Annotated in this window: 9 protein-coding genes and 1 tRNA gene; 2 read left to right on the forward strand and 8 right to left on the reverse strand. The window is 72.2% G+C overall.

Annotated features, from left to right (window positions below; translation table 11 throughout):
- Window position 1: 1 nt before the first annotated feature.
- The 6 genes from aroB to polA all read right to left on the reverse strand — a co-directional run bounded on the left by aroB (window position 2) and on the right by polA (window position 8478).
- Complete coding sequence (aroB, locus tag ACFQ53_RS15455; RefSeq protein WP_377861187.1) at window positions 2–1117, reverse strand: 3-dehydroquinate synthase; 1116 nt, start codon at window positions 1115–1117, stop codon at window positions 2–4.
- Window positions 1114–1725 (reverse strand): shikimate kinase, encoded by a 612-nt coding sequence (locus ACFQ53_RS15460; RefSeq protein WP_377861189.1) that lies wholly within the window; start codon window positions 1723–1725, stop codon window positions 1114–1116. The genes aroB and ACFQ53_RS15460 overlap by 4 nt, the downstream gene beginning before the upstream one ends.
- Complete coding sequence (aroC, locus tag ACFQ53_RS15465) at window positions 1722–2963, reverse strand: chorismate synthase (RefSeq protein ID WP_377861191.1); 1242 nt, start codon at window positions 2961–2963, stop codon at window positions 1722–1724. Before aroC ends, ACFQ53_RS15460 begins: the two co-directional genes overlap by 4 nt.
- 75 nt (window positions 2964–3038) lie before the next feature.
- The gene (locus ACFQ53_RS15470) at window positions 3039–3869 is read right to left on the reverse strand and encodes an HAD-IIA family hydrolase (protein WP_152353036.1); all 831 of its coding nucleotides are present in this window, start codon (window positions 3867–3869) and stop codon (window positions 3039–3041) included.
- Window positions 3870–4033: 164 nt separating this feature from the next.
- A complete protein-coding gene (rpsA, locus tag ACFQ53_RS15475) occupies window positions 4034–5530 on the reverse strand; it encodes a 30S ribosomal protein S1 (RefSeq protein WP_152353037.1) in 1497 nt (498 codons plus the stop codon).
- A 227-nt stretch (window positions 5531–5757) separates the two neighbouring features.
- A complete protein-coding gene (gene polA / locus ACFQ53_RS15480; protein WP_377861194.1) occupies window positions 5758–8478 on the reverse strand; it encodes a DNA polymerase I in 2721 nt (906 codons plus the stop codon).
- A 59-nt stretch (window positions 8479–8537) separates the two neighbouring features.
- On the opposite strand from polA, the gene ACFQ53_RS15485 reads away from it, so the two are divergent.
- A complete protein-coding gene (locus ACFQ53_RS15485; RefSeq protein ID WP_377861196.1) occupies window positions 8538–8993 on the forward strand; it encodes a hotdog fold thioesterase in 456 nt (151 codons plus the stop codon).
- Between the two features lie 43 nt (window positions 8994–9036).
- Here the strand turns inward: ACFQ53_RS15485 and ACFQ53_RS15490 are convergent, their stop codons facing one another.
- Together ACFQ53_RS15490 and ACFQ53_RS15495 are read right to left on the reverse strand one after the other, a co-directional pair.
- Window positions 9037–10392, reverse strand: coding sequence for an ABC transporter substrate-binding protein (locus tag ACFQ53_RS15490; protein WP_377861198.1), 1356 nt, complete (start codon window positions 10390–10392; stop codon window positions 9037–9039).
- 91 nt (window positions 10393–10483) lie between these two features.
- The gene (locus ACFQ53_RS15495) at window positions 10484–11143 is read right to left on the reverse strand and encodes an ANTAR domain-containing response regulator (RefSeq protein WP_377861200.1); all 660 of its coding nucleotides are present in this window, start codon (window positions 11141–11143) and stop codon (window positions 10484–10486) included.
- A 201-nt stretch (window positions 11144–11344) separates the two neighbouring features.
- On the opposite strand from ACFQ53_RS15495, the gene ACFQ53_RS15500 reads away from it, so the two are divergent.
- A tRNA-Leu gene (locus ACFQ53_RS15500) sits at window positions 11345–11427 on the forward strand.
- The last annotated feature ends 51 nt before the right edge of the window (window positions 11428–11478 follow it).

The raw sequence follows: 11478 nt of genomic DNA on the forward strand, positions 1-11478 counted from the left end.
CTCAGTCCTCGGCGATCGCGGAGTAGGCGGAGAGCAGCAGCGCCGGGTCGGGCCCCTCGAGGCGCGAGACCTTGCCGACGCGGTCGAGGACCACGAAACGCAGCAGGCCGGCGCGCGACTTCTTGTCGCGCTTCATGGCCTCCTCGAGCTTGGGCCACTGGCGCCCGCGGTAGGTCGTGGGCAGTCCCAGGGAGACGAGGACGTCGCGATGGCGGTCCACGTCGGCCTCGGAGAGCTTGCCGGCGAGGTGGGCGAGCTCGGCCGCGAACATCATGCCCACGGACACCGCGGCGCCGTGGCGCCACTGGTAGCGCTCGTTGTGCTCGATGGCGTGGCCCAGGGTGTGGCCGTAGTTGAGGATCTCGCGCTCCCCGGCCTCCGTGAGGTCGGCGGAGACCACGCGGGCCTTCACGCGGATCGCGCGCTCCATGATCTCGCGGAAGGCGGGGGTGGAGATGTCGAGCACCGCGGCGGGGTCGGCCTCGACGACCTCGAGGATGCGCGTGTCCTCGATGAAGCCGGCCTTCACGACCTCGGCGAGGCCCGCGGCGACGTCGTGCGCGCCGAGCCCGGCGAGCACATCGAGGTCCTCGATCACGGCGATCGGCGGGTGGAAGGAGCCCACGAGGTTCTTGCCCTCGGCGGTGTTGATGCCGGTCTTCCCGCCGACGGCCGCATCGACCATGGCGGCGACCGTGGTGGGCACCTGCAGCACGTCGATGCCGCGCAGCCAGGTCGCCGCGACGAAGCCGGCGACGTCGGTCGCGGCGCCGCCGCCGAGCCCGATCACGAGGTCGCTCCGGGAGATCTCCGCCTGCCCGCACACCTGCCAGAGGAAGCCCGCGACCTGCGCGGTCTTCGCCTCCTCGCCGTCGGGGATCTCGGCGAGGAAGGCGGAGCGGTCGGTCGCGGAGACTGCCTCGACCAGCTCCTCGGCGACGGTGCGCAGGCTGGGCTGGTGGACGATGACGACGCGGCGGGCGCGCGCGGGGATGCGCTGCGGCAGGTCCGCGAGCAGCCCGCGGCCCACGACGACGTCGTAGCCGCCCGTGGGCGTGGCCACGGGGATGACGGTGGTGTCGGGGGCTTCGGTGCCGGTGGGGTTCTCGGGGCTCATGCGTGCTCCTTCGGTGCGGGCGGCTCGGCGCCCTCCAGGGTCTCGATGATGCGGCGGGCGATCCGGTCGATCCCGCCGTCGGTCGCGTCGATGCTCCAGCGCGCGGCCTCGCGGTAGAGAGGCATGCGGGCGTCGGTGAGGGTGCGCCAGCGGCCCAGCGGGTCCTCGCCGCCGAGCATCGGCCGGCCCCGGCCCCGTCCCACGCGGGAGCGGGCCGTCTCCTCGTCGATCTCGAGCAGCACGGCGGGCCTGGCGGCGACGAGGGCGCGCGAGTCCTCGGCGACGACGGCGCCGCCGCCCAGGGCGAGCACTCCCGTGTGCGCCTCGAGAGCGAGGGCGAGCACCCGCGCCTCGAGGTCGCGGAAGGCGCTCTCGCCCTGGGCTGCGAAGATCTCCGGGATGCTGCGGCCCGCGGCCTCGATGATCAGCTCGTCGAGGTCGGCGAAGGACACGCCGAGCCGGCGCGCGACCTCGCGGCCGATGGTGGTCTTCCCCGCGCCCATGGGTCCGATGAGCACCAGGCGCGGCCCGCGCGGCGTCGTGGGGACGGGATCCTCTCCGCCGGGCGCGGGGGCCGCCGGGGTCGGGTCGGTGGGCACCGTGCTCACGCCGACGGGGCGCCGCCGAGGCGCGACTGCTGGGCGACGGTCTCGGCGAGGTGGGCGCGGATCTCCTCGACGCTGTCGCCGCCGGTCTTCTCGAGCAGGGCGTCGGCGAGGACGAGCGCGACCATGGCCTCAGCGATCACCGCGGCGGGCGCGACGGCGCAGACGTCGGACCGCTGGTGGTTCGCGGTGGCCTCGCCGCCGGTCGTGACGTCCACGGTGCGCAGGGCGCGCGGGACCGTCGAGATCGGCTTGAGGGCGCCGCGCACGCGGATGACCTGACCGTTGCTCATGCCGCCCTCGAGGCCGCCGGCGCGGTTGGTCACGCGCGGGTACTCGCGGTCCTCCCCCGCGTCCTGCGCGGGCAGGATCTCGTCGTGGGCGCGGGAGCCCCGACGCGCGGCGGTCGTGAAGCCGTCGCCGATCTCGACGCCCTTCATGGCCTGGATCGACATGATCGCCTGCGCGAGCCGGCCGTCGAGCTTGCGGTCCCACTGGGTGTGGGACCCCAGACCCACGGGCACCCCGTAGGCGAGGACCTCGACGACGCCGCCCAGGGTGTCGCCGTCGGCCTTCGCGGCGTCGACCTCGGCGACCATGGCCTCCGAGGTCGCGGGGTCGAAGCAGCGCAGCGGGTCCTCGTCCAGGCGCGAGGAGTCGGCCGGCTGGGGGAGCTCGGCGTCCTCGGGGACGCGCACCGTGCCCACGGCCAGCGTGTGGGAGACCAGGCGGATGCCGGCGGCCTGCTCGAGCAGGGCCGCGGCGACGCGTCCGGCGGCGACCCGGGCGGCGGTCTCCCGGGCGCTCGCGCGCTCGAGCACGGGGCGGGCGTCCTCGAAGCCGTACTTGAGCATGCCGGAGAGGTCGGCGTGGCCCGGGCGGGGCCGTGTGAGGGGGCGGTTGCGGGCGATCTCGCGCTCGTCGCCCGTGCCCGCGTCGATCAGCAGGTCCTCGCGCAGCACGGGGTCGGCCGACATGACCTTCTCCCACTTGGGCCATTCGGAGTTCGCGATCTCGATCGCGAGCGGGGAGCCCAGGGTGAGGCCGTGACGGAGGCCGCTGTGGATCGCGACCACGTCCTGCTCGAACTTCTGGCGGCTGCCGCGGCCGTGGCCGAGGCGGCGGCGCGCGAGAGCGGAGCGCAGATCGTCACTGGTCAGCTCGATCCCGGCGGGGACGCCGTCGAGCAGGGAGATGAGGGAGGGGCCGTGGGATTCCCCGGCCGTGAGCCAGCGCAGCATGACCCCGATCCTCTCACGTGCAGGTGGGCGCGGGTCGCGCCGTCCCAGCCGGGAGGCGCCGGGACGCCGGCTCCCTCAGTCCTCGTCGAGCTCGACGGCCTCGTGCGGGGTGAGCTGCTCGATGAGCGGGACCAGGTCGGAGATGCCGGGCAGCACGGTCGTCGGCCGGAACGGGTACTTCTCAATGTCCCGCTGCGCCGTCGAGCCCGTGAGCACGAGCACGGAGCGCATGCCCGCCTCGAGACCGGACTTCACATCGGTGTCCATCCGGTCGCCGATCATCACGGAGGTCTCGGAGTGCGCTCCGATGCGGTTCAGGGCGGTGCGCATCATGAGCGGGTTGGGCTTGCCCACGTAGTACGGGTGGATGCCCGTGGCGGCGGTGATCATCGCGGCGACCGAGCCGGTGGCCGGCAGCGGCCCCTCGGCGCTCGGGCCGGACACGTCCGGGTTGGTGGCGATGAACTTCGCGCCCTTGTCGATGAGGCGGATCGCCCGGGTGATCGACTCGAAGGAGTACGTGCGGGTCTCCCCCAGGACCACGAACTCGACGTCCGTGTCGGCCAGGATGAAGCCCTCCTCGTGCATGGCGCTCGTGAGCCCGGCCTCGCCGATCACGTAGGCGGAGGATCCGGGAGCCTGCTCGGCGAGGAAGCGGGCGGTGGCCAGCGCACTCGTCCAGATCGCCTGCTCGGGGATGTCGATGCCGCTGCGCGAGAGCCGTGCCCGCAGATCCCGGGGCGTGAAGATCGAGTTGTTCGTGAGCACCAGGAAGGGGCGGTCGAACTGCTGGAGGGCGGCGATGAAGTCCGCGGCGCCCGGCAGGGCCGACTGCTCGTGGACGAGGACACCGTCCATGTCGGTGAGCCAGGTGTGGACGGGGTGGTCTTCGAGAGCGGTGGTCATGCCCCTAGTGTGCCCTGTCCTGCGGCTCGTCCGCAGGTGCGACGTCGCCCTCCCGCTCTCCCGCATGCGACGACGGGCGCCACCCTCAGGGGTGACGCCCGTCGTGGGCTCCGGGATCCGAGCGGCGGGGATGCTCCCCGCCGGCCGGGCCGGTGATCAGCCGATCAGTTGCCGGTGAGCTTCGCGCGCAGGGCGGCCAGCGCCTCGTCGGAGGCCAGCGTGCCCTCGTCGGAGGAGGCGGACTGGTACGAGGACTGCGGGGCCGACTCCTGCGAGGACGAGCTGCTGCTCGTCGAGGCGGTGGAGGTGCTGGCCGGCTGGTTCGCGGACTCCTCGTCGGCCTTGATGGCCTCGGCGACCTGGGCCTTGTGGGCGGTCCAGCGCTCGTAGGCGGCCGCGTACTGGCCCTCCCACTCCTCGCGCTGGGTCTCGTAGCCCTCGAGCCACTCGTTGGTCTCCGGGTCGAAGCCCTCGGGGTACTTGTACTCGCCGTTCTCGTCGTAGTCGGCGGCCATGCCGTACAGCGCCGGGTCGAAGGTGGTGTCGTCGCCCTCGGGGTCGACGCCCTCGTTGGCCTGCTTGAGCGACAGCGAGATGCGGCGACGCTCGAGGTCGATGTCGATGACCTTGACGAACACGTCCTGGTCGACCGACACGACCTGCTCGGGCAGGTCGACGTGGCGCTGGGCCAGCTCGGAGATGTGGACGAGGCCCTCGATGCCGTCCTCGACGCGGACGAACGCGCCGAAGGGGACGAGCTTGGTGACCTTGCCCGGCACGACCTCGCCGATGGCGTGGGTGCGGGCGAAGAGCTGCCACGGGTCCTCCTGGGTCGCCTTCAGCGACAGGGAGACGCGCTCGCGGTCCATGTCGACGTCCAGGACCTCGACCTTGACCTTCTGACCGACCTCGACGACCTCGCTCGGGTGGTCGATGTGCTTCCAGGACAGCTCGGAGACGTGCACGAGGCCGTCCACGCCGCCCAGGTCGACGAAGGCGCCGAAGTTGACGATCGAGGAGACGACGCCCTCGCGGACCTGGCCCTTCTGCAGGGTCTGCAGGAAGTCCGAGCGGACCGCGGACTGGGTCTCCTCGAGGTAGGCGCGACGGGAGAGGACCACGTTGTTGCGGTTCTTGTCGAGCTCGATGATCTTCGCCTCGATCTCCTGGCCGACGTACGGCTGCAGGTCGCGCACGCGGCGCATCTCGACGAGGGAAGCCGGGAGGAAGCCGCGCAGGCCGATGTCGACGATGAGTCCGCCCTTGACGACCTCGATGACGTGACCGGTGACGACGCCCTCGTCCTCCTTGATCTGCTCGATCGTGCCCCAGGCGCGCTCGTACTGCGCGCGCTTCTTGGACAGGATCAGGCGACCCTCCTTGTCCTCCTTCTGGAGGACGAGCGCCTCGATCTCGTCGCCGACCTCGACGACCTCGCCGGGGTCGACGTCGTGCTTGATCGAGAGCTCGCGCGAGGGGATGACGCCCTCGGTCTTGTAGCCGATGTCGAGCAGGACCTCGTCGTGATCGACCTTCACCACGGTGCCCTCGACGATGTCGCCATCGTTGAAGTACTTGATGGTCGAGTCGATGGCGGCCATGAGCTCATCGGCATCGCCGATGTCGTTGATGGCGATCTGGGGGGTCGTGGTGTCGGTCATGTAGGTCGGAACTCCGTAGGGACAGATATGAGTGGGTGGACGATCTGGTGCCCGGGCGCAGGTGCGCACAGACCCGTCCAGAGTACCAGCCCGCAGCCTCGGGCGCGACCCGCGATCCGGGCCGGCGGGAGTGGTCTGCACGACGCCCGGCGGGCCCGGGACGAGCCGGATCGGGCCCGATCGAGTCCGGTCGCGCCGGGGCGGGCCCGATCGAGCCGGGCAGCGGCTCAGTGCGCGGCGTCGAGCCAGGTGCGTCCGACGCCGACGCCGACCTCCAGGGGCACCGAGATCTCGTAGGCGTCCCCCATCCGGGTGACGACGAGGTCCCGCACCTGCTCGAGCTCGCCCGGGGCGATCTCGAGGACGAGCTCGTCGTGGACCTGGAGCAGGACGCGGCTGTGCAGCCCGGCCTCCCGCAGGTCCGCCGCGACGCGCAGCATGGCGAGCTTGATGATGTCGGCCGCGCTCCCCTGGATCGGGGAGTTGAGGGCGACGCGCTCGGCGTTCTCGCGCCGCTGGCGGTTGTCGCTGGTGAGGTCGGGGAGGTAGCGGCGCCGCCCCAGGATGGTCTCGGTGTACCCGGTGCTCCTCGCCTGCTCGACGCTCTCGCGCAGGAAGTCGCGCACGCCGCCGAAGCGCTCGAAGTACCCGTCGCGCAGGCCGGTGGCCTCCGACTGGGGGATGTGCAGCTGGCGGGCGAGGCCGAAGGCGCTGAGCCCGTAGGCGAGCCCGTAGGAGACGGCCTTGGTCTTGGAGCGCATCGCCGCGCTCACGTCCTCGGGGGCGACGTCGAAGACGCGGGAGGCGACGAAGCGGTGCAGGTCCTCGCCCGAGCGGAAGGCCTCGATGAGGCCCTCGTCCTCGGAGAGGTGCGCCATGATCCGCATCTCGATCTGCGAGTAGTCGGCGGTGAGCAGCTGCTCGTACCCCTCGGAGACCACGAAGGCGCTGCGGATGCGCCGCCCCTCCTCGGTGCGCATGGGAATGTTCTGCAGGTTCGGGTTGTTCGAGGAGAGCCGGCCGGTCGCGGCGATGTTCTGGTGGAAGGTCGTGTGGATGCGGCCGTCCTCGGCGATGAACCGCCGCAGGGTCTCGATGATCTGCCGCATCTTGGTGACGTCGCGGTGGGCGAGCAGATGCGCGAGGAACGGGTGCTGGGTCTTCTCGAAGAGGTCCGTGAGGGTCTCGGCGTTGGTGCTGTACCCGGTCTTCGTGCGCCGCCCCTTGGGCATGCCCAGCTTCTCGTAGAGGACCTCCTGGAGCTGCTTGGGCGAGCCCAGGTTGATGCGCTCCCCGCCGATCTCGGAGAACGCGGCCTCGGCGACCTCGCTCTGCCGGCGCTCGTGCTCGGCGTCGAGATCCGCGAGCACCTCGTCCTCGACCTGGATGCCCACGGCCTCCATCTCCCCGAGGACGGTCGCGAGCGGCAGCTCGAGATCGTCGTGGAGGGCGCTCGCCTCGTGCTCCTCGAGGTCCTTGCGCAGCAGCGGGACGAGCCGGCGCACGGCGTCGGCCGCGCGCGCGAGGCTCTCGTCCGCGGCGCCGTCGTCCCCCTCGAGGTCGAGGGTCTGCTGGGGCGCTGCCTGCTCGGCCTCGAGCTCCTCCTGCAGGTGCCGCATGACCAGGCCCGCGAGGTCCGTCGGCCTCTGGTCGGGCCGGCACAGGAACTCGGCGAGGGAGAGATCCGTGCCCCAGCCCTCGACGTCGAGCCCGCGGGCGGACAGCTCGTGCACGGCGAGCTTCGCGTCGTGCGCGTCCTTGCGGATCGAGGGGTCGGAGAGCCAGGCCGCGAGGGCCTGCTCCCCGTCCGGGTCGAGCCGCTCGAGATCGATGACCGCCAGAGCGGACTCGGTGGACAGGGCGAGGCGGCGGGCCTCCCCCAGTCCGAGCTCCCAGGTGCCGTCGATCCCGAGGGCCGCACCGCCCGCGAACGGCCCGCCGAGCGCCGCCGCGAGCTCCTTCCCCTGGGGGCGGGTGATCTCGGGCAGCTCGGCCGCCTGCTCGTCGGCCGTCGGGGCGACCCCGTCCTCCCCCTCGGGGAGGAAGACCGCGGGGAGGTCGCGGCGGATGGTCGCTCCGAAGGCGAGGTCGTCGAAGACCGCGTGGACGGCGGCGCGGTCGCCGCGGCCCAGCGTGAAGACGACCTCGTCGTCCGGAAGCTCGAGATCGGTGACGGCGGCGTTCATCACCCGGTTGCGGCGCACGTCCTCGACGTGGTCGCGCAGGGACTGGCCGGCCTTGCCGGTGATCTCCTCCGCGTGCTCCAGGAGGCTCTCGAGGTCGCCGTACTTCCCGATCCACTTGGCGGCGGTCTTCGGGCCGACGCCGGGCACGCCCGGAAGGTTGTCGGCGCTCTCTCCCACGAGCGCCGCGAGGTCCGGATAGTGCTCGGGCGTGACCTGGTACTTCTCCTCGACGGCGGCGGGGTCCATGCGCCGCATCTCGGTGACGCCCTTGACGGGCTGGAGCAGGGTGACCCCGGGGCCGACGAGCTGGATCGCGTCACGGTCGCTGGAGACGATCAGCGCCTCCTGCGTGCGGCTGCGCATGCGGGTCGCGAGGGTCGCGATGATGTCGTCGGCCTCGAAGTCGGGGACCTCGAGCCAGGTGACGCCGAGGGCGTCGAGCGTCTTCTGGATGAGCGCGATCTGGCCGACGAACTGCGCGGGGGTCTCGTCGCGCCCGGCCTTGTACTGGTCGTAGATCCGATCGCGGAAGGTGCCGCCTGCCATGTCGAAGGCGACGGCGACATGGGTGGGCTGCTCGGAGGCGACCACGTTGAACAGCATCCGCGCGAAGCCGTAGACGGCGTTCGTGGACTGGCCGCGTCCGTCGGTGAAGCCGTCCGCGGGCAGCGCGAAGAAGGCGCGGAACGCCATCGCGTGGCCGTCGATGAGGAGGAGGCGGACGGGGGCCTGGTCGCTGCCGGGATGCTCGCTCGAGGTCATGGGTCAAGTCTCGCACGGGGCGCCCCCGGGCGCGTGCGTCGCTGTGGCACTGTGGCCCCATGACCTCCACGGATCCCCACGAGACACCCGCCGACGATCAGTCCGCCGCCGCGCTCGCCGCGGGCGCGCTGCGGGGCACCCTGAGCGAGACCATGGGCATGCGCTGCGTGCGCCTGGGGCCCGACGGAGGGGAGATGACGATGCCCGTCGAGGGCAACCTGCAGCCCGCCGGCCTCCTCCACGGCGGCGCGACGATCGCCCTGGCCGAGACCATCGGCTCGATGGCCGCGCTGCTGCAGGCGCGCGCCGTCCACGGCGACGGGGCGATGGCGGTGGGCACCTCGATCTCCGCCACCCATCACCGCTCGGGGCGCAGCGGGGTCGTCACCGCGCACTGCCGGGCCCTGCACCTGGGACGGCAGGTCGCCGCCTACCTCGTCGAGGTCGTCGACGAGCAGGAGCGCCTGCTGTCCACGATCCAGGTCTCGACCATGCTGCTGCCGCCGCGGGGCTGACCCCGAGGGGCAGGGCACTCCGCCCGTCCGCTCGGATCCCCACCTACTCGGAGAGGTCGAAGGTCCCGGGGGTGGGCGCGGAGATCGCACCGTCCTCGCCGAAGGTGAAGGTGCGCAGCGCGCCGGAGACGGGATCGCCGTCCTTGCCGAGGGCGAGATCACCGGTCGCGAGCGCATAGGAGATCGAGGCGGTCTCGTCGTACTGCAGGCTCGAGCGCAGCTGGTCGACGCACTCGCCGACGTCGGCGCACTCCGTCTCCCCGACGAGCAGATCCGGGAACGCGCCGGCGATCGTCGTCCCCTCCAGGGAGAGCGCCTGCTGGGCGGCGAGGCAGAGGAGAGCCACCGCGTCGTAGGCCTGTGTGGCCGCGCCCATGGCGGGCGGGCCGAGCTCGACCAGGTCCGAGTCGGCGTTGAGCATCATCAGGCGGAAGGTCTCGGACACCGCTCCCCCGGCCTGGATCGCCTGGGCCCCCTTCAGCGTCTCCTTCGGCAGGTGCTCGCCCGCGTGGTCGCGAGCACCGAGTCCCGGAAGCCGCACGGCGATGTCGAAGCGGGGCCGGCCGTCGTCGTCGGCGAGCTCGTCGTGGAGGGCGCCCAGCAGGGCCCCGGTCTCCTCGCCGCCCGTGAGCACGAGCATCGCCGGCTTCGCCTCAGCGATCCTCTTCGCCCGTGCCTTCGCGTCCCCGAGCTTCCCGAAGGGGTAGGACTCCTCGAGCACGAGCTTCGCGCCGTGGGGCCGCCCCTGGGTCGTGAGCTGGTCACGGAGGTTCTCCGACGCCTCGTCCTTCGTGCCGAGGAACGCGATCGTCCCCGGTGCGCCGCCCTTCTGGGGGTGGAGGCCCACGGATTCCTCCACGAGGTGGCGCGCGATCGCCTCCTGCGTCGGCGCGAGCCGGGTCAGCAGACCGGACCCGGCGGCGCCCGAGCGCACGCGCGTGGAGGTGGAGGTCGGCGAGACGAGCGCCATCCCGGTGTCGGCGATCGCCTCGAGGTGGGCGACGAGCTGGGCGTCGTCCACCGAGAGGACGAGGGCGGAGGCCTTGTCCGCGGCGAGCTCCTCGGCGATCGCACCGAGGTCGTCGTCGTCCGATTCGACGATGCGCGGCTCGAGCAGCTCGACCTCTCGCTCGAAGACGCCGCCGTCGTAGTTGATCTCGCGCATGGCCTGGTTGATCGCGGCGATCACCTGCGGATGCGTCTGGCCGACGGGGCCGGCGGTGGTGAGGATCGCGCCGATGCGCAGGGGCTCGTCCGGCACGGACTCCGAGAGCTCGCCCGCGGCGGGCGTCGTCGGGTCGTCCGGCCCCAGGGGCCCGATCCTGCAGCCCGCGAGCACGGTGGTGCCGAGGGCGCCGGCGACGAGCGAGCGCGCGAGAGCGCGCCGGGAGATGCTCATGCGGCGGCCTCTCTCGCGACTCGGGCTGCGGGGTCGTGGGCGAGCGGGAGGGACCACGGGCCGCCGCGGACGGCGGGCCGCGGGGTCCTCGTCAGTCCTTGCCGCGCCCGCCGAGCTGATCGACGACCGCGTCGGCCACCTCGCGCATGGTCAGACGACGGTCCATGGACGTCTTCTGGATCCAGCGGAAGGCCTCGGGCTCGCTCAGTCCCATGTTGGTCTGCAGGAGGCCCTTCGCGCGGTCCACGCGCTTGCGGGTCTCGAAGCGCTCGCCGAGGTCCTCGATCTCGTTCTCGAGCTCGACGATCTGGGCGTGGCGCGAGATCGCGATCTCGATCGCCGGCAGCAGATCGGCCGCGGTGAAGGGCTTCACGACGTACGCCATGGCACCCGCGTCGCGGGCCCGCTCGACGAGCTCGCCCTGCGAGAAGGCGGTGAGCATGACGACCGGCGCGAGGCTCTCCTCGCCGATCTTCTCGGCGGCGGTGACGCCGTCGGCCTTGGGCATCTTGACGTCGAGCACGACGATGTCGGGGCGCAGCTCGCGGGTCTTCTCGACGGCGCTCACACCGTCGCCCACGGCGGCGACGACCTCGAAGCCGGCCTCGGTGAGGGTCTCGACGATGTCCATCCGGATCAGGCTCTCGTCCTCCGCGACGACGGCGGTGCGACGGCCCTTCGCAGGGGCCTCCTCCTCAGGAGCCTTGGCATCGAGATCGAGGGGGACCTCGTCGGGGGTGACATCGTTCATGGGGTACGCGCTCACTTCCTGTGGCTCGCTCCGGTGCTGGCCGGGGCGCTGATGCATGAGGTCGCGACGCCCGCTCGGCGCGCGTCGCACACGCGTTATCCTAGACCAGCTGTCCCGCGAGGGCCCGTCGTGAGCGATCACGCGGGCCCGCACGGCGAGCAGGGTCACGGGAGCTCCCGCGCCCCTCTCCCCCGCGGACGCGCCGGGTTGGCGGAATGGTAGACGCGGCGCACTCAAAATGCGCTGTCCGCAAGGGCGTGCGGGTTCGAGTCCCGCACCCGGTACACGAGGACGCACGAAGGGCCCCGTCCCGGATCCGATGCTCGGATCCGGGA

The sequence above is a fragment of the Brachybacterium sp. NPDC056505 genome (genome assembly GCF_042794925.1).
GTDB lineage: Bacteria > Actinomycetota > Actinomycetes > Actinomycetales > Dermabacteraceae > Brachybacterium > Brachybacterium kimchii.